This is a genomic window from Micromonospora sp. WMMC415 (assembly GCF_009707425.1).
Lineage (GTDB): Bacteria > Actinomycetota > Actinomycetes > Mycobacteriales > Micromonosporaceae > Micromonospora.
In genome coordinates, this window is the sequence record NZ_CP046104.1 from 4,816,902 (window position 1) to 4,836,943 (window position 20,042).

At 74.2% G+C, this 20,042-nt stretch carries 15 protein-coding genes; all 15 read right to left on the bottom strand.

Features of this window, described 5'->3' with window-relative positions:
- Positions 1-50: 50 nt before the first annotated feature.
- The 15 genes from GKC29_RS22770 to GKC29_RS22840 all read right to left on the bottom strand — a co-directional run bounded on the left by GKC29_RS22770 (position 51) and on the right by GKC29_RS22840 (position 18,229).
- Positions 51-1,313: a hypothetical protein gene (locus GKC29_RS22770; protein ID WP_155332750.1), complete on the bottom strand. Its 1,263-nt coding sequence runs from the start codon at positions 1,311-1,313 to the stop codon at positions 51-53.
- A complete protein-coding gene (locus tag GKC29_RS22775) occupies positions 1,310-2,212 on the bottom strand; it encodes a sulfotransferase domain-containing protein (RefSeq protein ID WP_155334297.1) in 903 nt (300 codons plus the stop codon). Before GKC29_RS22775 ends, GKC29_RS22770 begins: the two co-directional genes overlap by 4 nt.
- Before the next feature lie 8 nt (positions 2,213-2,220).
- Positions 2,221-3,804: a lipopolysaccharide biosynthesis protein gene (locus GKC29_RS22780; RefSeq protein ID WP_155332751.1), complete on the bottom strand. Its 1,584-nt coding sequence runs from the start codon at positions 3,802-3,804 to the stop codon at positions 2,221-2,223.
- A complete protein-coding gene (locus GKC29_RS22785) occupies positions 3,801-5,165 on the bottom strand; it encodes an O-antigen ligase (RefSeq protein WP_155332752.1) in 1,365 nt (454 codons plus the stop codon). The genes GKC29_RS22780 and GKC29_RS22785 overlap by 4 nt, the downstream gene beginning before the upstream one ends.
- Positions 5,166-5,167: 2 nt before the next feature.
- Positions 5,168-6,787 (bottom strand): lipopolysaccharide biosynthesis protein, encoded by a 1,620-nt coding sequence (locus GKC29_RS22790; RefSeq protein WP_155332753.1) that lies wholly within the window; start codon positions 6,785-6,787, stop codon positions 5,168-5,170.
- Entirely contained in the window at positions 6,780-7,322 is a 543-nt protein-coding gene (locus tag GKC29_RS22795; protein ID WP_155332754.1) for a DapH/DapD/GlmU-related protein, read from the bottom strand. Before GKC29_RS22795 ends, GKC29_RS22790 begins: the two co-directional genes overlap by 8 nt.
- Before the next feature lie 92 nt (positions 7,323-7,414).
- Positions 7,415-9,358 carry a hypothetical protein gene (locus tag GKC29_RS22800; protein ID WP_155334298.1) on the bottom strand — a complete coding sequence of 648 codons (1,944 nt, stop codon included), beginning with the start codon at positions 9,356-9,358 and terminating at the stop codon, positions 7,415-7,417.
- Positions 9,359-9,570: 212 nt separating this feature from the next.
- The gene (locus GKC29_RS22805) at positions 9,571-11,271 is read right to left on the bottom strand and encodes a glycoside hydrolase (RefSeq protein ID WP_155332755.1); all 1,701 of its coding nucleotides are present in this window, start codon (positions 11,269-11,271) and stop codon (positions 9,571-9,573) included.
- Between the two features lie 151 nt (positions 11,272-11,422).
- Complete coding sequence (locus tag GKC29_RS22810) at positions 11,423-12,247, bottom strand: shikimate dehydrogenase (protein WP_155332756.1); 825 nt, start codon at positions 12,245-12,247, stop codon at positions 11,423-11,425.
- Entirely contained in the window at positions 12,247-13,449 is a 1,203-nt protein-coding gene (gene mltG / locus GKC29_RS22815) for an endolytic transglycosylase MltG (protein ID WP_155332757.1), read from the bottom strand. The genes GKC29_RS22810 and mltG overlap by 1 nt, the downstream gene beginning before the upstream one ends.
- A complete protein-coding gene (gene ruvX, locus GKC29_RS22820; protein WP_155332758.1) occupies positions 13,446-13,907 on the bottom strand; it encodes a Holliday junction resolvase RuvX in 462 nt (153 codons plus the stop codon). The genes mltG and ruvX overlap by 4 nt, the downstream gene beginning before the upstream one ends.
- Positions 13,908-13,979: 72 nt before the next feature.
- The gene (gene alaS, locus GKC29_RS22825) at positions 13,980-16,658 is read right to left on the bottom strand and encodes an alanine--tRNA ligase (RefSeq protein ID WP_155332759.1); all 2,679 of its coding nucleotides are present in this window, start codon (positions 16,656-16,658) and stop codon (positions 13,980-13,982) included.
- Positions 16,655-16,960, bottom strand: a complete 306-nt coding sequence (locus GKC29_RS22830) for a hypothetical protein (RefSeq protein WP_155332760.1) — start codon at positions 16,958-16,960, stop codon at positions 16,655-16,657. The genes alaS and GKC29_RS22830 overlap by 4 nt, the downstream gene beginning before the upstream one ends.
- 32 nt (positions 16,961-16,992) lie before the next feature.
- Positions 16,993-17,454 carry a DUF948 domain-containing protein gene (locus tag GKC29_RS22835; protein ID WP_155332761.1) on the bottom strand — a complete coding sequence of 154 codons (462 nt, stop codon included), beginning with the start codon at positions 17,452-17,454 and terminating at the stop codon, positions 16,993-16,995.
- A gap of 151 nt (positions 17,455-17,605) precedes the next feature.
- Positions 17,606-18,229: a hypothetical protein gene (locus GKC29_RS22840; protein ID WP_155334299.1), complete on the bottom strand. Its 624-nt coding sequence runs from the start codon at positions 18,227-18,229 to the stop codon at positions 17,606-17,608.
- Between the last annotated feature and the right edge of the window lie 1,813 nt (positions 18,230-20,042).

Below are 20,042 nucleotides of genomic sequence, written 5' to 3' on the forward strand. Positions count from 1 at the left end.
ATCACACTCCGGAGTGGACCCGGCGTCAACACCCCGGCGACATCTGCGGTTCACCCGTTATGTCGCTTGTCGACCACGTCCAACAGCGCGGGATGCAACGCGGAGTTCCAACCCGCACCGGCGTCGGCGAGGCGCCACGTCCGCAGCCACATCTCCAGCAGGTACGCGTCAGCCACCAGGCGGCGCCCGGCCGGGTCCAGGCCCAGCGCGTCGCCGTACCGGTCGAGTCGCGCGTCCACCGCGCCGGCCGCGGCCTCGGCCGGCTCGCCGCGCAGCACCAGGGCGCGCTGGAACGCGTCGTGCGCCAGGTCGAAACCGAGCGGCACGTCCCGGCCGCTGTGCTCCCAGTCCCAGGCGACCAGCCGGCCGGCGTGCCGGCCCAGGTTCCACGGCACCCAGTCGCCGTGCCAGTGGCCGAACTCGACGGCCGTCCCGCCGTGCCGGCCGGCGAGCGCGGCCACCGCGGCGACCGCCCGCGCGCCGTCCGGTGTCGCAGCCGCCGCCCGCTCGGCGGTCGTGGTGAGCCGGTCCAGGAAGGTCGACCCCGCCAGCGGGCGCGGCGGAGCCGGCGGGCGGCCCCGGCGGGCCACCGCGAGCACCGCGGCCACCTCCGGCGGGTCGGTAACCGGCACGCCGCGTACGTCGGACGGCAGCGGCTCGACCAGCGCCACGACCTGCCCGGCCCAGGTGGTCTCGGCGAGCAGTCGGGGAGCCACCGGGTGATCCGCCACACCGGCGAGCACCGGCAACTCGCGCAGGGCCGCCGCCTCGGCGGTCACCAGCGCGCGGGTGGCGTCGTTCCAGCCGATCTTGGCGTAGCCGAGCGGCCGGCCGTCCGCGTCGAACAGTTGCAGGGTCGGCTTGTGGTTCGGGTCCGGAGGGCGTACGCCACACGCGGCGTACGCCGGCGCGCCACCGAGGAGGGCGGCGAGCCGGTGCGCGAGCAGTGCCTCGTCGGCCGCCACCCCGCCGGGCAGGGACACGGTCAACGTCGGGAACCGGGCCAGCTCGATCCCGCGCAGGCGGGCGATCCCGCCGAGGACGGCCCGGACGGCCCGCACCTTCGGCGGTCGCAGTGCGTTGTACGCCAGCAGCGACGCGGCCGTGGCCCGGGGCGCGCCCAGCGGGAGCAGGAAACGGGCCCGCTCCGGCGACGGGACGACCGCGTACCGCGCCACCACCCGGTGGTCGGCCGGCGGCTGGCCGCCCAGGGTGAGCGCGACCCGGTCGTCGCCGAAGACCGCACGGGTCACCCAGCCCAGCCCGTCGGTTCGCGTACGCGGGTCGGCGGACGTGGTCGCGGACGCGGTCACGCGGCCCGGTCCGGCCAGTCGAGGTCCATGCCGAGCCGCTGCCGCAGCGCCTCGTTGTGCGGGCGGTAGTACGCGGTCAGCTCCGCCCGCAGCGCCGGGTCAAGCGGCGACGAACGGCGGTCGTTGTAGACCTTGAAGTCCGGCAGGTCGTGCGGGGGCAGCCCGAGGAAGTCCAGCGTCCGGCGGTACGTCGAACGGGCGTCCCGGTAGAGGTCCTCACTGGGCAGGAAGAGGAACTGCTCCCGGTCGAAGCGCTCCAGCCACGGCTCCAGGTGCTCCAGGTAGCGGCCCCGGGACCGGTACGTGTACCAGTCGTACGCCTCGCTGAAGTACTCCGGCTCGGCGATCAACCGCTCCCGCTCCCCCGCGGTGCGCTCCTCCTCCGCCGCGAGGGCGTCCGCGAAGTCCAGCGGCTCGATGCCGTGGGTGCGCCGCTCCTTCCAGTGCGAGTACGCCCGCTCCACCGGGTCGCGCAGCAGCACGATCAGCTTCACCGACGGCATCAGCGCGGCCACCCGCTGCGCGGCGAGCGGGTGGAACATGTACAGCGGGGCCGCCTCCCCGACCCGGACCGGGCCGCCGTGCCGCCGCTGCAACGCCTCGCGCTGCCGGACCGTCGGGAAGTGCGAGCGGTACCACGCCTCGCCGCGCCGCCAGTGCTCCTCGAAGTAGTGGGCGGACTTCGTGTTCCACGCCGGAAAGAGCCGGGGCACCAGCGGGTGCCGGATGAGGTAGTTCCACAGGGAGGTGGTGCCGCCCCGCTTCGTGCCGATGATGAGGAAGTCCGGCAGCGGTCGCCGGTCACTGGTCCGGACGCCGTACCCGACCAGGGACTCCTTCACCCGCTCGGTCACCTGCGTCGGCACGAGTTGCTTCACCCGATCGCGCATAGCCGGCACGACGGACCTCACCTGCCCTCCTGCTGCGGTGGTGCGGAGCCGGTGGCGGTCGGGGCCGCCTCCCCCCGCCCACGGATCTGCCTCATGGTCACCCGGATGCCGTGCCGCACCCGGGGCAACGTCAACAAGCCGACGCAACCGGCGGCCAGGACCGCCGCCGCCACCAGCAGGCCGGGAATGCCCCGGCCGCCGGCCAGCACCCCGACCGTCGCGGCGGCGCCCACCCCGGCGACGGTGGCCGCGGCGGCGCGCAGCATCGGCGCGTCGACCAGCGGCTGCCCGAACACGACACGGGCGCACGTCACCGCCGTCAGGTTCTCGGTGACGATGCCGGCGGCCCAGGCCGCCGCAGCGCCGGTGGCACCGTGGCCGGGAATCAGCACCAGACCGAGCGAGACGGTGACCAGCAGCCCGGCGACGGTGGCGGCGAGGTGCAGCTCGCTGCGGCCGCCCATCAGCAGCAGGCTCTGCACGTTGCCCACCCCGGTGTTCACCAGCATCGCCAGCGCGAGCACGGTCATCGCGGTGGCGCCGGCGGTGAAGCCGGACCCGAAGAGTTCCAGGAACGCCAGCCCGAACACGGCGAGCAGCAGGTAGACCGGCCAGGACAGCACCAGCCCCCAGGCGGTGAGCTGCCGGTGCACGGCGGCCGCCGCGTCCGGCCGGCCCGCGCCGAGCAGCCGGGACAGCTGCGGCGACACCGCCACCCGCAACCCCTGCATCGCCAGCTGGCCGGCGAGGATGTACCGGCCGACGGCGCCGAACACACCCGCCTCGCCCGCGCCGGCGAGGACCGACGTGAGCAGCACGCCGACCCACATGTTGCCGGCGTCGATGGCGGCCGACGCGGCGCGGGGCAGCGCGAAGCCCCAGAACGTCGACCAGTCCCGCCGCTCGGGCCGCAGCGCCGCCCCCCGGCCCACGCCGAGCGGGCCGGCGACCAGGGCCAGGCAGCTCAGCAGGGCGATCCCGGCCGGGACCAGCCAGGCGGACATGCCCGCCACCAGGCCGCCGCCGACGAGCACGGCCGCGCCGACGAGCGCCGGCCGGGCCACCGGCAGCAGGAAGAACTGCACCGACACGTACGCCCGGATCGGTCGTACGCAGCGCAGCGCGGCGAGCAGCAGCGTCATCAGCACCACCACCGGCACGGCGGCGAAGCTCGTCACGAGCAGCGCCGCCCCGGCCGCGCCACCGAGCACGCGGGGGGCGAGGGCGTCGGCGGCGAGCACACCGGTGACCGCCACGACGACCGCGACCACCAGCGGCGGCAGCAGTCCCACCGGCAGCAAGCGGGCGGCGTCGCCCCGGGGCCCGGTGCGCCGGCGCGGCAGCGCCCACATGAGGCCGGTCTCCGCGCCGAGGGTGCACACGGCGGTCGCCACCGTGACCACCCCGATCGCCGCGAAGATCGCGCCGGAGCCCGCGGTGCCGTAGCCGCGGGTGATGACGACGGCCAGCAGGAACCCGAACAGGCCGCTGGTGGCGGCACCGATCAGGCCGGCGAATCCGCTGCGCGCGCTGCGCCGGGTCTCCGCGTCGGCGCTCGGCGCGGCCGAGCCGGCCGTCGAGGACCGGACGGCGGCGGTCACGTGGTCACCGCCTGCGGACCGACGGGCAGGGTCGGCGCCGACGCCCGCCGTGCGGCCGCCTCCCGCTCGGTGAGCGCCATCGCGAACGCGACCGCGTAGAAGGCGACCGCCAGGTTCTGGTTCGCCATGCCGTAGAAGGGCATCTGCACCAGACACACCACCGGCACGATCGCGAGCCACTGCCCCGCCGGGGACGTGGCCCGGCCACAGACGAGGGCGGCCACGAGGAACCAGGCCACGAAGCACAGCAGGGCGGGGACGCCGTGGCTGAACAGCACCATCCACAGCTGCCCCTGGGTGCCGATCGGGGCTTCGGCCGAGACCGTGTCGACGTTGGCCGGCGCGCCGTACCCGAGCCACGGCGAGTCCCCCACGCGCCGCAGCACCTCGCTGTAGAGGGAGAGCCGGTCGGCGTTCGTGTCGCTGGACTCCACGCGGTTGCCGATCAGCTCGGCGACGGGGATGAACAGGGTGGCGATCCCGCCGGTCACCACCACGCCGACGATCGAGGCGGCGACCCGCATGTTGCCGCGCAGGCTGGCCCGCACGCCGAGCACGAGCAGACCCACGCCGAGGCTGAGGAACATCGCCCGGTTCAGGGTGAGGAAGGCCGGCGCCAGCGACAGCGGCAACGATCCGAGCACGGCCCACCGCAGCGCACCGCGCCGGCGGAGCATGGTGAACGCGACCACGCACGGCAGGGTCATCGCGTACGCGCTGCCGTAGTTGTTCGTGTACGCGTACGGCGCCGCCGGCCGGTAGATCGGGTTCAGCGATCGGACGCTGTACTCCGCGGTGGAGAGGTGGACCATGTCGTTGATGAACGGGTTACCGGCGATGCCGCCGGGCAGCAGCAGCTCCACCGGGGTGGTCAGGGCGAGCCGCGGCACGAGCACGCCCAGCCAGCCCAGCACCACCAGCCCGAACCAGAAGGCGCAGATCGGCACCAGTACCGCGCTCTGGTCGGCGCGTTCCCGGGCGACGGCGTAGACGTAGACGCCGACGACGAGCGCGGTGGCGTAGAACCCGAACCGCAGCCCGAACGTCAGCACCGAGGCGAACGCTTCGAGCTGCGTGGCGCTGACCAGGACGACCGCCAGGAACAGCAGCCAGATCCCGGCAGCCGGCGGCAGCGGCACCCGGCCCCGGACCAGCAGCAGCGCGAGCAGCAACGCGCCCAGCAGCGGCCAGCCCAGGTAGAACGCGCCGGCCAGCCACCAGAGCGGCACCAGGCCGAACATCATGGCCAGCGGCCAGATCGGCAACCGGGGCGGGGGTGGCGGGGGCGGGGGCGGCGGGAGGATCGGGAGGGGCCCGTCCCCGGCCGGCTCGCTGGTCGCCGGGGCACGGGTGACGGGCACCGTCAGCCCCGCCCGCTGCGGGTGAGCACGAACCCGAGGGGTGTCACGCCGGCGGCGCGCAGCCGCTCGGCCAACCGCCGCAGGTCGCCCTGCCGTGTCCGGTCCTGCTCGACCACCACCACCGCGGTGCCCTGCCGGCCCGCCGCCACACCGCGCTCGTCGGCCTCGGCCGGTGGGGCGTTGAACAGCACGGTGCCGGTGGCGGCCCGCTGCCGCCAGGTGCCGAAGCGGACCCCGCCGGCGCCCACGGGCACCTCGTCGGCGGCTTTCCTGACCTGGCTCTTGCCGCTGGCCGGCACGCCGGATGCGACCCGGGGCAGGGTCATGGTGGCGTCCGGGTCGGTGGACGGGCGGGGGGTGCCGGTCGGGTGCGGAGAGGGCCGGCGGACGGTGATCTGCTCGGTGATGTCGTCGACGCTGGCCGTCCCGCCCTCGCGGGGCTTGGGCACGGCCGGGCCGGCCGGATTGGCCGCCGCCGGCAGGCGTCCCAGGCCGGCCAGCACCTCGGTGCGCAGCCGCTCCAGGCGACCGCTGTCGTCGGCGACGTACACGTCCCGACCGGTGGCGGCGAGGGCCACCGCCAGCCCGGCGGTCATCGTGGTCTGGTCCTCCCGGGTGGTCAGCAGCGCCACCCGGGCCGGTTCGCGGACCCGCTCGGCGATCGCCATCGCCACGTACCGGATGTCGGCGTCCACCGCGTGCCGCGACCCGCGCAGGCCCCGGCTGCGGACCGTGCCGAGCAACGGCAGGCCGGTGGCGTCCCGCCCGTCGTCGACCGACCGGATCCGGCGGTCCACCGACTCCCACACGTACGCCAGCACGATGCCGAGCAGCGCACCGCCCAGCAGGCCGGCGATCAGGTAGAGCGGGCGGTTCCCGCCCGCGGCGACCAACGCCTTCTCGGCCTTGCGGGTGACCCAGCCGGGGTTGACGTCGACCGCCGCGATCTCGGTGCGGGCGGAGCTCAGCTGGGTGAGCTGGTTGTTGACCCCGGCCAGCTCGGCGACCGCCGCGTCCACCGCGCCCTCGCGGGCGCCGGCGATGCGCCGCTGGAGCGCCACCTGCTGGTCCTGCACCTTCTTGATGCTCTCGTCGTACGAGCGCAGCATGTCCTCCCGCTGCCGCTCGTACATGGCCCGCCGCACGTCGAGGTACGCCTGGGCGGCGAGGTTGACGCTCTCCACCGCCGCCTCCGGCGAGTTAGCGGTGTAGAGGAAGCGCAGGATCTGCCCACCGGTCGGCACCTCGACCTCGAGGGCGTCGCGCACGTCGCGCTGGTCCCGGCCGGTCGCGTCGACCAGCCGCTGCACCACGTCGGTGCCGGTGGCGATACCGCTCTCCACGTTCATGTTGACCGCCCGGTCGGCGGACGCCCCGCTGGGCGTGAACGCGTCGGTGACCACCGGACGGACCGCGACCACGGCGTTGGCCGTCACCGCGCTCGGGACGAGGAGCACGTAGCCGAGCGCGGCGAGCAGCCCGACCACGGCCACCCCCGCCACCAGGCGGATGCGGTGCAGCGGTACGCGCAGCAGGTCGATCAGGGTGACCGTGCGGCCTGGCGCTCCCCCGCCGCCCGGAGCGGCGTCGGCGGACCAGGAACCACCAGGAGCGTCAGTCATTGAACTTCTTCACTGTCTGTTGGGGGTTTCCGACGACCACGACGCGGGGCGGCACGTCCGTCCGCACCACCGTCGCGGCGCCCACGACACTGTCCCGGCCGATCCGGACGCCCTTCATCACCAGCGCGTGCGCGCCGATCCAGACGTTCTCCTCGACGACGATCGGCGCCCGCGAGGCCGGGGTGGGCGGATCGTGCCGCCGCTCGGGCGACAGGTTGTGGAAGTCGTTGTCGAGCAGTTCGCAGTCCGACAGCAGGCACCGGTCGCCGATGGTGACCGACGTCCACGTGCCGATCCAGGTGGCGTTCAGCAGGCAGTCGGCACCGACCCGGACCTCGCCCGGCCCGGCGAACCGGACCAGCTTGTTGAGCCGGGTCCGGTCACCGATGTGCACGCGCACGCCCCGGCGCAGCCGGATCCGCCCCCGGATCTCCACGTCCCGGCCGAGGGTCAGCCGGGGATAACGCGCCCGGTACCACCCGCGCTTCACCGCGAACACCGCCCGCACCGCGAGCCCACGGCGGATGCCGCCCAACGACCCCTCCCCACGTCTGGGGCCGGCGACGAGGATCCGCCGCCGGCCCAACGTGAACAACGTACCGATGTTCCGTTACGGACGGATGAGCGTCACTGTACGGAGAAGAACGTCCGCGGGGTAGACCAGGTCAGCTCGGCGCTCGCCGGGACGAGCACGGTGACCCCCGCGCCGTCGACCGCCGGTGCGGCCGTCGGGTCGAAGGGCACGCCGCGCAGCGTACCGTCGGTGCTCCCGTACACGATCTTGCCGCCGACCCAGGCCATGCCGCGCACCGCCGACCACGTCACGCCGGTGGTGGGCAGGACGAACTCGGTGGCGCCGAGGTAGTTCCCGTCGATCTCGAAGTACCGGTAGTAGAGGGCGTTCGCGCCGGTGCGGGTGTAGTAGAGCCGGCCGTTGAGGAAGAACGCCCCGGTCATGTTGGCGGCGTTGAACCAGTCGTTGTAGCCGGAGGCCTCCCACGGCACGCCGATGGCACCGCCGTTGAACATCGAGATGTCGATCCGGCTGCCGGTGGGCGTACCCGCCACCGTGTGCGACCAGTAGATCCGGTCGTTCACCCGCCAGGTCGCCCCGGCGCCGGTGTAGTTCGGCTGGCTGACCGTCGTCGGGGCGCCGACGTTCGTGCCGTCGAACGGAACCTTGGCCAGCTGACCCTCACCCGTGCCCAGGTAGAGGTTGCCGGTGGTGGCCGTCGGCGGGTTCTTCGGGGTGACGGTCCGTCCGCCGGTCAGCGGGAACATGCCGAGCCGGCCGTGGTACTCGCCGCCCATCCCGTCGGAGTTCTGCCCGAAGTACAGCCCGTCGCTGCCCCGCCACAGCACCGGCACCGTCGAACCCCAGTCGCTGGTCCCCGGGGGCATCGACGCGCTGCCGCTGCGGCGCGGGTTCCAGTTGACCGGCATGCCGGTCGCGGGGGTGACCGCGGCGATGCCGAGCCGGTCGACGGCACCGGCGCCCGCGCGGTCGCTCGCGTTGGGGTTGTTCAGCCAACGGAAGTGCCCGCCGAGGTAGATCACGTTGTCGGCGACCTCGACCGAGGTGATGGTGTCGTTGCCGGTGAAGTCGACCCAGGTGGCGAGCTGGCCACTGCCCCGGGCGGCGGTCTCGAACCGGACCAGCGCGTCGCAGTACGCGGCCGGCCAGCCACCGCCGCCGTTGGTGCCGACGACGAACCAGGTGCCGTCGCCGCCGAACTTCACGTCCTGCACATAGTGGATGAACGTCGCTGGCGCCGCGCACGGCGGAACGAACTTCTCGGTGCTCCAGTCGAGGACGGTCGGGGTGCCGGAGAGGTCGACCAGCGCCATCTGGTTGCGCGGCAGCTCGTTGACGTACATGAAGTTGCCGCCGACGACGAGGGTGTTCCCGTCCGGGCTGACGTCGATGGTCCACACGTACGGCGCCGTCGTGTGGCGGCCGACCGTCGCGTTGACGTTGAACGTCGGGTCGATCGCACCGGTGGTGGCGTTGAGCCGGCCGAGCCCACCGTGCGCGGTGCCGTTCAACCAGTTGAACGCGCCGGCGACGTAGAGCCAGTTGTCGTGCAGCACCAGGTCCCGTACGGTGCCGCCGTCCGAGCGGCCCACCCAGCTGTCGATGATCGCCCCGGTGGTCGGGTTGAGCGCCACCAGGTTCTTGCGCGACACGCCGTTGACGTTCTTGAACGCGCCACCGACGATCAGCGTGTTGTTCGGGCCGGCGATCAGCGTGTTGACGGCGCCGTCGAGCACCGGCAGGAAGGTCGTGGAGACCGTCCCGCTGCTGCGGTCGTACGCGAACAGGTAGCGCTGCGTGGTCCAGGCCGAGGTGGCGGTCTGGCGGATCTGCGTGAAGCTGCCACCCACGTACACCATCGAACCGACCTGCGCGAACGCGCGGGCCTCGCCGTCGCGCGCGTGCGGCGTGCTGTCGCCGGGGTTGGTCGACACCAGGGTCTGCGTCTCGGGCGCCGGTACCACGGCGGCGGAACTCGCCGACGGCACGGCCAACACGGCGGCGAGGGTCACCAGACCGATCGCGGCCGCGCGGATGCGGAATCCGGCAGAACGCCGAGAGAGCGAGACTTCGGGCACGCTGCGCCTCCAAGGTGGATGAGAACCCGCGTAGCGTGCCTCGCCGACCCTGCTTGGCGATATCCGCCGATTGGGCGGTCAGTGACCCCACGCGACGACGGCGAGCGTACCGGGTCGGATGTCCGACTCCCCTCCGGCCACCCCGCCGCCGCCGCGCGGTCGACCCGCCGTCAGCTACCCGGCGTCGGTTGGCGCAGGTAGCTGTCGCGACCGGCCCGGGCGAACCCGGCCAGGGCGGACGACTCGTGGTTCATCGTCATGTCGCAGGTGCTCGTCCGCGTCGTCATGCCGGCGGAGTTGAAGTAGATCGCCGCCTTGATCTTCGGGTGCGCCTTGAGCGCGGCGGGGAACTCCTCGAACCAGCGCCGCTTGGCGTCCGGATCGGCCGAGTTGAAGTTCGTGCCGAACTCGGCGAGCATCCGCGGCTTGCCCGCGCCGATGCCGTTCTGGTCGAGCCAGCGGTAGAAGCTGCCGATGGTGGTCGACGGGCTCTTCCAGACGGTGCTGCCGTTGCAGACGTGGAAGTTGTACGGGTCCCAGGCGACCCAGTCCACGTAACGGTCACCCGGGTACAGGCCGGCGTACCGGCTGTAGTGGCCGGACCAGCCCATCATCGTCCACACCCAGACCGCGTTGTGGGCGCCGGCGGCGACCACCCGGTCGTGCACGTACCGCCACGCACGCACGAAGTCGGCGTCGCTGCCCTTGGCCGGCTCGTCCTCCGGCTCGTGGTCGAAGCCCAGGAACACCGGCACGCCGGTGGCCCGGATCCGGCCGGCGACCGCGTCGATCGTCGCGTCGTGCCGGCCGCTGTAGACGTCCTTCCAGGTGAGCACCGCACCCGAGGAGAAGATCCGGGACTCCCAGGCGAAGAACATCAGCCGGCCCTCGCGCATCTGCTGCTGCTCGTACGCGTCCGGGAAGGCCCCGTTGCTGCCGTGGTTGGAGAAGTCGTGGTAGCGGTGCACGATGTCGAACCGGCGCCCGACCTGCGCCTCGACGTCGGCGACGGCCCGGCCGTGGTCCCAGGTGGCCGGGTTCGCCGGCGAGTACATCCCCCACCAGGCGCCGCAGGAGGGCACCAGCTTCGACGAGACCTGCCCGCAGCCGCCGGGGCGCGGCGACGGCGTCAGGGTCGGGCTCGGCGCCGGACGGCTCGGGCTGGCGCTCGGCGACGGCGGCGGCGCGGGCGGGGTGGTCGGCGCCGTCGTGCGGCTCGGCGAGGGTGCGGCGCTGCTCGGCGCCGGGGTCGGCCGGCTGCCGACGTCGTAGCGGAGCACGAGTCGGGGGCGCAGGTCGGGGTTGCGGTTCTCCGACGACGCCCAGTAGATGCGGCTCTCCAGCCCCGTCTGCGCCAGCGACACGGTGACCGTGCCGTTGCCGGTCACCACCTTCGACACGTCCCACTCGTTGAAGCCGGGCTGGACCCCGTCCACCGTGTCGAGGACGGCGCCCACCGGCGCCGGCGCGGGCCGCGCCAGGCGAGCGTCCACGGTGGACGCGTGGGCGGTGACGCTGGCGGCGAACTTCTGCCAGGCGTGCACCCGCAGCGTGGCCCGGATGTTGACGGCGTTCGCCGGCAGGGTCGTCACCGCGAACTGGACGACCGCCTCGCGGGTGCCGCGGGGGTTGGCGTCGCAGCGCGCCGGGCAGGTCGCGAGGGTGGTCTTGGCACCGTTGTCGCCGTCCTGCGACACGAAGGTGGCCGTGGTGTCCGCCACCGCCCGCACGGACATGTCGTCGGCCGCCAGCAGCGGCATCACCCCGGCCACCAGCCCGCCGACCACCGCCGCGGCGGTCACGCCCAGCAGCGCCGCCTTACGCCGCGGGCCGTGGTGCCGGGTCAGTCGGTGCACTCCGCGCCTGCCCAAGGAAACTCCCTGTGTCTGCTGTGTTGACTCTCGGCAGCGTAACGATGGCCGCCACCCGGCGTGGGCACGACAGCGGGACCTAAGCGGGTCTTAACCGTCGCCTAAGGATTCCCGGTACACCCACAGGGGACGGTCCCGCCCACCCCTGCGGTCAGTCGCCCCGCGCACCGGCCAGGGCGGCGGCCATCGCCGCGCGGGGCGCCGGCACGCCGGTGAACTGCTCGAACTGGCCGACCGCCTGGGCGAGCAGCAGGTCGAGGCCGGAGACGATCCGGCAGCCGGCGGCCCGCGCGGCGGCCGCCAGGGGCGTCGGCCAGGGGTCGTAGAGGGCGTCGAAGAACACGGTGGCCGGTCGCCACGCCACCGACCCGGCGAGCGGGTCGGCGACGCCCTTCGGCACGGTCGAGATCACCACGTCGGCGGTGGCCTGCCCGGCTGCGTCGTCCCACGGCGCGCCGGCGAGCGGCACGCCGACCGCCCCGGCCACCGGCCGCAGGTCGTCGACCGCCTGCACGCGCCGGGCCACCACGGTCACCGCTCGCGCCCGCAACCGCGCCGCCGCCGCGACCGCCGCCCGGGCGGTGCCACCGGCGCCGAGCACCGTCACCGTGGCGTCGGGCCGTACCCCGGCCCCGGTCAGCACCTCCACCATGCCGGCGACGTCGGTGTTGTCCGCGTACCAGGTGCCGTCCGGACGCCGTACCAGCGTGTTGGCGGCGCCGACGGCGGTCGCGACGGGCGACGCGGCCGCCGCCACCGCGAGCGCCGCCTCCTTGCCCGGCATGGTCACCGACAGCCCCGCCCACTCCGGGCCCAGCCCGGCGACCAGGGCCGGCAGCTCCGCCTCCGCGCACTCCAACCGGGTGTACGACCAGCCGGCCAGGCCGGCCGCCGCGTACCCGGCGTTGTGGATCACCGGGGAGAGCGAGTGCGCGATCGGCTTGCCGACCACCGCCGCCCGTCGCGCGACCGCCATCAGATGATCCCGGCCTCCCGGGCCTTGGCCTCGTTGCGCAACTGCTCCTCGTAGGTCTCGGCGAACGCGGAGTGGCCCTCCTTGTCGATCGCCACGAAGAACAGCCAGTTGCCCTTGGGCGGGTTCATCGCTCCGGCCAGCGCGTCCTTGCCCGGGTTGTTGATCGGGCCGGGGATCATGCCCCGCAGCTTGCGGTTGTACGGGTTCTTCGGGTTGTTCAGCTCGGCCGCGGTCATGTCCTTGGACGCCTTGGTCGGCTGCCCGGTCAGCTCCAGGTAGTAGTTGACCGTGACGTCCATCTCCAGGCAGCCGCAGTCGAAGTTGCCCTTGTACACCCGGTTGTAGGCGACCCGGGCGACCTTGCCGAGGTCGTCCTTGTTGCCGGCCTCCGCCTGCGCGAGCGACGCCACGATCAGCGCCTCGTACGGGCTGACGCCGCCCAGGCCCTTCTGTACCTTGTCGGCGAACTGGAGCTCACCGGTGACGGTGACGAAGTTCTCCACCATCAGCTTGAGGATCGACTCGGCGGTCGCGTTCGGCGGGATCTCGTACGTGTCCGGGTAGAGGAAACCCTCGATCGACTTCGCCGCCTTCTTGTCGTCGCCGCGGTTGAACCACCAGTTCGGGACGCCGAGCGCGACGGGGTCCTTCGCCGCCGCCTCGAACTCCTTGACCGGGATCTTGGTCTTCTCGGAGAGCAGCTTGTAGATGTTCTTGGCGGAGCGCCCCTCCGGGATGGTGACCCCGTTCACGACGCGGTTCTTCAGGTCGAGCATCGCCGCGACGGCGCTCTCGCCGCTCATCTGCTTGCGCAGCTTGTACAGGCCCGGCTGAATGTTGGTGCTGCGGGCGTTCTCCTCCGCCGCCTCGACGAACGCCTTGGTGCTCTTGACGACCCCCGCGTCGTAGAGCGCCACCGCCATGTCCGAGATGAGGGCGCCCTGCTTGATCTCGACGGTCACCTCGCCGGTGCCGCCGCCCTCGTAGTCCGGAGTGACGAAGTAGCTCTGGATCCGGTCGAAGCCGTAGAAGGCACCGCCGCCGACACCGCCGAGCAGGACCAGGGCCAGCAGCAGGGCCAGGACGGTCTTGCCGCGCCCGCCGCCGGAGCCGTTCTTGCGCTTGCGGACGTAGCCGCGCCGATGCCGGCCCTTCTCCCCCCGTTCCTGCTCATCGAACCCGAGCTCCAGATCGTCGATCATCCTGTCCGCCTCCGCTGCGCGTCCAGCCAGCTCTGCAGAATCTCCACCGCGGCGGCCTGGTCGACCACCGCGCGTTGTCGTCGTCCCCGGACGCCACGCTCGGCAAGCCTACGACTAGCCACGACGGTGGACATCCTCTCGTCGGTGAGCGTTACCGGCACGGGCGCTATTACATCGGCCAGACGGTCAGCGTACGCCCTCGCGTGGACGGCGGCCGGACCCTGCTGTCCGGCGAGGGTGACCGGAAGGCCGACCACCACCTCCACCGCCTCGTGCTCCGCGACCAGCGCCGCCAGCTCGGCGACGTCGCTCGGGACCGTGTCGGGAGCCGCCGTCCGGTCGCGGGCCAGCGTGACCAGCGGGGTGGCCAACACCCCGTGCGGGTCCGACCGGGCCACCCCCACCCGGACCTGCCCGACGTCCACACCGAGCCGCACTCCCCGAGACAGTTCAGTCACGGACGGTCACCCCTCGGCGGAGACGGGCCAGGGCGGACCGATCGGTCCGCCCTGGCCAGGTACGACAGCGTGTCACGCCTCGGCGACCGCCTTCTCGACGGTCAGGAGCAGGTTGGGCGCCTCCGCCGCCGGCAGGCCACCGCCCTGGGCCAGGTCGGGGCTGCCCCCGCCCCGGCCGGAGAAGGCCACCTTGACCAGGTCGGCCGCCGACAGGCCACGGCTGCGGGCGGCGGGGTTGACCGCCACCACCAGCGACGCCTTGCCGTTGGCCCGGGCGGCCACCGCGACCACCGCCGGCCGCGCCGGGTCGATCTTGCCGCGGATCTCCTGGGCGAGCGTCCGCACGTCGTTGCCGGCCGCGCCCTCCGGGGCCTCGGTCCCGACGTACGCGACACCGCGCACGTCCTTCGCCTGCGCCGCGAGCGCCGCCGCCCCGCCGAGCACCAGCTGGGCCCGGAGCTTCTCCAGCTCCTTCTCCGCGTCCCGCAGCTGGGTGACCGTCTGCTCGACCCGGTCCGCGACCTGCTCGCTGGGCACCCGGTACAGCTCGGCGAGCCGGGAGACCAGCAGGTGCTCACGGGCGAGGAAGTTGAACGCGTCCATCCCGACCAGCGCCTCGACCCGGCGGACGCCGGACCCGATGGACGACTCGGACAGGATCTTCACCAGGCCGAGCTGGCCGGAGCGGGCGACGTGGGTGCCGCCGCACAGCTCCCGGGCGTAGTCGCCGACCTCGACGACCCGGACCTGCTCGCCGTACTTCTCGCCGAACAGCGCCATCGCGCCGATGCGCCGCGCCTCCTCCAGCGAGGTGATGAACGCGTGCACCTCGAGATCCGCCAGGAGCACCTCGTTGACCTGCTGCTCGACGTCGCGCAGCACGCTCGGCGCCACCCCGGTCGGCGTGTTGAAGTCGAACCGCAGCCGGCCCGGCGCGTTCAGCGAACCGGCCTGGGTGGCCGACTCACCGAGGAAGTTGCGCATCGTCTGGTGCACCAGGTGGGTCGCGGTGTGCGACCGGGAGATCGCCCGGCGGCGGCTCGTGTCGATCTCGGCGAAGCCGGTCTCGCCGGCACGCACCTCACCCCGGACGACCCGGGCCCGGTGCACGATCAGACCGGGCACCGGCTGCTGCACGTCGAGGACCTCGACCTGCCCGCCGCCCACCGTGATCCGGCCGAGGTCGGGCTGCTGCCCGCCGCCCTCGGCGTAGAACGGGGTGGTGTCGAGCACCAGCTCGACCGTGTCGCCCTCGACCGCCGCCTGGCGGGGACCCTCGGCGCCGAGCACCGCCCGCACCGTCGACTCCCGCGCGACCTCGTGGTAGCCGGTGAACGTGACCGGCCCGCCCTCGTCGAGCACCGCCCGGTACGACGACAGGTCGGTGTGCCCCGTCTTGCGCGCCTGCGCGTCGGCCTTCGCCCGGGCCCGCTGGTCGGCCATCAGCCGGCGGAAGCCCTCGGCGTCCACCTCCAGGCCCTGCTCCGCCGCGATCTCCAGGGTGAGGTCGATCGGGAAGCCGTACGTGTCGTGCAGCTGGAACGCCTTCTCGCCGGTGATCGCCGTCCGGCCCGCGGTGCGGGTCTCGGTGATGGCGGTGTCCAGGATCGTGGTGCCGGCGCGCAGCGTGGACAGGAACGCGTCCTCCTCCGCGTACGCGTAGTCCGCGATCCGGTCGAAGTCGGTGGCCAGCTCGGGGTACGACGGCGCCATGCAGGCCCGGGCGACCGGCAGCAGCTCGGGCATCGCCCGCTCCTGCCAGCCGAGCAGCCGGACCGCGCGGATCGCGCGGCGCATGATGCGGCGCAGCACGTAGCCGCGCCCCTCGTTGCTCGGCGTCACGCCGTCGCCGATCAGCATCAGCGCGGTGCGGACGTGGTCGGCGACGACCCGCAGCCGCACGTCGTCCGGGTGCGACTCGCTGGCCACGTGCCCGGACTGCGCGCCGTACCGCTTGCCGGTCAGCTCGGCGGCCTTGTCCAGGATCGGCCGGACCTCGTCGATCTCGTACAGGTTGTCGACGCCCTGGAGGATGGACGCCATCCGCTCCAGGCCCATGCCGGTGTCGATGTTCTTCGCCGGCAGGTCACCGAGGATCGGGTAGTCCTCCTTGCCGGTGCCCGGACCCCGCTCGTACTGCATGAAGACGAGGTTCCAGAACTCCATGTAGCGGTCCTCGTCGACCGCCGGGCCGCCCTCGCGGCCGTACTCGGGCCCACGGTCGTAGAACAGCTCGGAGCACGGGCCGCACGGGCCCGGAATGCCCATCGACCAGAAGTTGTCCGCCTTGCCGCGGCGCACGATCCGCGCGGCCGGCACGCCGACCGACCGCCAGATCCCGAACGCCTCGTCGTCGTCCAGGTAGACGGTCGGCCAGATCCGCTCCGGGTCCAGCCCGAAGCCGCCGTCGGCGACCGACTTGGTCACCAGGTCCCAGGCGAACGGGATCGCCCCGTCCTTGAAGTAGTCCCCGAAGGAGAAGTTGCCGTTCATCTGGAAGAACGTGCCGTGCCGGCTGGTCTTGCCGACCTCGTCGATGTCCGGCGTCCGGATGCACTTCTGCACGCTGACCGCCCGCCGGTACGACGGGCTCTGCTGGCCGAGGAAGTACGGGACGAACTGCACCATGCCGGCGTTGACGAACAGCAGGTTCGGGTCGCTGATGGCGGGCAGCGGAGCGGACGGCACCACGGTGTGGCCATTCGCCTCGAAGTGCGCGAGGTACCGCCGCTTGATCTCCGCCGTCTTCATCGCTGGTGTTCCTCCGGGAAAATGTCTCGGTCGCCGATGCGCGGGTCCTCCCGCAGGTCGGCGAACTGGTCGTCGAACGCCTCGCCGCGGGCGAAGGCCTCGTGGATCTCCTGCTCCCGCTCGGCCATCCCGATCCGGACGTCCTCCACGAAGCTACGCAGCGACTCGACCAGGTTGCCAGCGGATTCCGACAGCCCGCTCGCGATCCCCGCCGGCGTGTACGCCTGCGCGGTCCGGGTGGCCTTGCGGACCACCACCACGCCGACGGCCAGCCCGATACCGAGCCAGAACAACCGCCTCATGCTCTCATCCTCCCGCTCGCCGCCGGCCCGGGTCAGCGGTTGCCGCGCCGGGCCGCCCGTCGCTGCTGCTTGATCGTGTCGCGAACCTCACGCTCGGCCTCGGCGTGCCGCCGCGCCGAGGCGGCCCGGCGGACGCCGTAGCCGAAGGCGGCGACCTTGACCAGCGGGTTGGCGGCGGCAGCGGAGACGACGGTGGCGAGGTTGGCGATGTTGGCGGTGACGTTCTGCGCGTGGCTGGTCATGGTGTCGACCTTCGCGAGCTGGAGGTTGACGCCGTCCAGCGAGGTCTGCACCTGCTCCAGCGCGGTGTTGACGTTCTTCACCGTGGAGTTGACGTCGCCGAGCAGCGGGGCGGTGCGGTCGTTGAGGTCGTTGATCATCCGGGTGGCGGCGTCCACGGTGTGCCGCAGCCGCAGGATGGGCAGCATCAGGATCAACACCAGCATCGCGAACGCGATCGCCGCGATCAGCGCCGCGACCTCTCCAAAGTCCACGCCTGTCCTCCTCAAGCCGAATCCGCGGCGCCGGGCGTCCCGGAACGCGCGACCGTCGTACCCACAGCCACGCCGCGCGCCCCCGAGACGGACCAACGGGAGCAGGCGGACCTGCCAGCCCCAGACCCTACCGTCCGTGATGGAAACCGGCTCAGGACGGTGAGGGTGTCAGTTCCCCGAGCGGGTCCTCGGACAGCGTCGGGAAGGGATCCTCACCGGTCAACGACGGGTCGGTGCTCGGCTGCGGCCGCGTACGGTCGTCGTCGATCGCGTTGCGGACCTTCATCGACACCAACGAGCCGGCGCACTCCTCCGCTGCGGCCGACGGGTCGGGCGAGGGAACGACCGCCGGTTCCCCGTCCACCGGCGGTGGCACGCAGGTCGGCTCCCGCACCCACAGGTCCAGCGTCAACTCGTCCCGACGCCAGCAGGTGTAGCTGCCCTTCGCCGGCTGCTCCGGGCAGGGAGTCACCTTCCACGGCCGCCAGCCGTCCCTGGTCAGGGCCGCCTCGTACGCCTGCGCGGTCTCCTCCGGTGACTTCTCGGACTCCACCGTGCGCTCCCGCAGCCGGCAGTCGAGCAGGCACCAGCGACTGCCGCTCACGTCGTCCACCGTCTTCACCGCGGCCCAGCTCGGCACGTCCAGCTCGTCGAGCGTGTCGAACGCCGGGTCGCGGCTCAGGGTCCGGAGCCCGAAGAAGAGCGGCACCGCCCCGAGCAGAACGATGCTGACCAGCGCGAGGACGGCCATCCGCAGCCGCCGCCGCTCGCGCATCTGCCGGCGCAGCTCCGACCGGGCGCCATCCGACCCGCTCGGGTTCTGTGTGTCGTCGTCGGGCGCGGTGGGCCGGTGCGGCGGCGGGCCGTCCGGCGGCGGCACCGCGGCCGCCGCGCCCACCGGCGGCGCGACGGCCGCGCGGGCGAGCGCCGGCTCGGCCGGCCGCACGGGCGACACACCCGACGGCTCCGGTCGACCGGGCTCCCGTTGGGGCGGCAGCGCCCGGCCGTACGAGCGGTCCTCCGGGCCGGGCCGGGGTCCGGCCGGTCGGGCCACTCCCGCCGGTGGCCGCGGGCCCCCGGACGTCGGCTCCGGCGGGCCGTCGTCGACCGGCGGCCGGACCGGGACGGGAGCGCCGCCCCGAGCGGCGGCCGGGGCGCCGGGACGGGCCACCCCGGGCGGCGTCGGACCGGCCGGCGCCGCGCCGGGGCGGACGGCACCGGGCGGGGCCGCCGCCCCCCGCGGGCCACCTGGTGCGGCCCCGGGACGGGCGATGCCGGGCGGGGTCGGGCCACCGGCGACCGACGGCGTCGGCGTACCAGGGCGGGGCGGGGTCGCGGCGCCCCGGACCGGTCCGGTGTCCGGGCGCGCGACGGCGGACGGCGGGCCGTCCGGTCGGGGCGGACGGGCTTCCCCACCCGGTCCGATGGGGCGGCGGTCACGTCCGGCACCGGAGGCGGCGGCGGACGGACGGGGGCGCTCGGCGGCGGGCCCGGCCGGTGGGTGCGGCCGGTCGGGCGTGCCCGGCCCGGACGTCGGACCGGCCGGCCGGGCGGCGCCACGTGCGGCGGCCGGACCGGCGGCGGCACCGTCGGCCGGGCGGGCGCGACCGGGCCGCGCGCGGCCGGTGTCGGCGCCGTCGCCGGGCGGCTCGAATCCGGAGCGGGTTCCGTCGGCGGGCCCACGGCCGGCGTCGGTGTTCGCGGCCCGGCGCCCGGCCGGCGGGCCACTCCGCGGGGCAACCGGCGAGCCGGGCGGGGTCGCCGGACGGTTGATGGTCCGCAGCGAGGGATCGGTGTGGTGCGGGGTACGTCCGGCCTGCCGGAGCCAGTCGGCCGGGCGCTCCGGCCGGCCGCGCCGGCCCTCCGTGGCCGGTCGGTCGTCGCCGTCGACGGCGGCGGCCCGACGGCCCGGTGTCTCGGTGCCCGCGGTCGGCGGGACGCCGGGCGCGGCGTCGTCCGGTGCCGCCCGCCGCCCGCGCGGCGCGGCGTCGGCGACCTCCGGCGCGGCCCGCCGCCCGCGCGGCGCGGCGTCGACGTCCTCCGGGGCGGCCCGCCGCCCGCGCGGCGGCGCGTCGGCACTCTCCGGCGCGGCCCGCCGGCCACCGGACGGCAGGCCGGGGGACGGCAGGCCGCCGGACGGCGCAGCGCTGTCCGGCGCGCCGCGGCGTCCCGGCGCGGGACGGGGCTCGCCGGCCTCGCCCGGTGCGTCAGGCAGTGGACCGTGGGCCGGTCCGGTCGGCTCCTCGGCGGCGGCCCGCCGGCCGGCCCGGCGCGGCGCGACGCCGGGCACCGGCGGCGCGTTGCCGCTGCGCGGCACGACCGGTTCGTCGGTGCCGGGGGCCGGGCGTCGGCCGGGGCCGGCCGCCGGCGGGCGGTGGGGTCCACCGCGGGCGGCCACGTCCGGCAGCTCGCCGGACACCTCGCCCGGCGGGCGGCCGAAGCCCGGGGCGACGTCCGCGGGCCCCCCGGGGTTCGCCGCGCCACGGCGGGTCGGACCGGGCCGGGGTTCGCCGGCCGGGGGCGGTGCGGCGGGGCCGGGCCGGGGCACCCGGGCCCGGGCCGCCGAACCGGTCAGGTCACCGGACCGG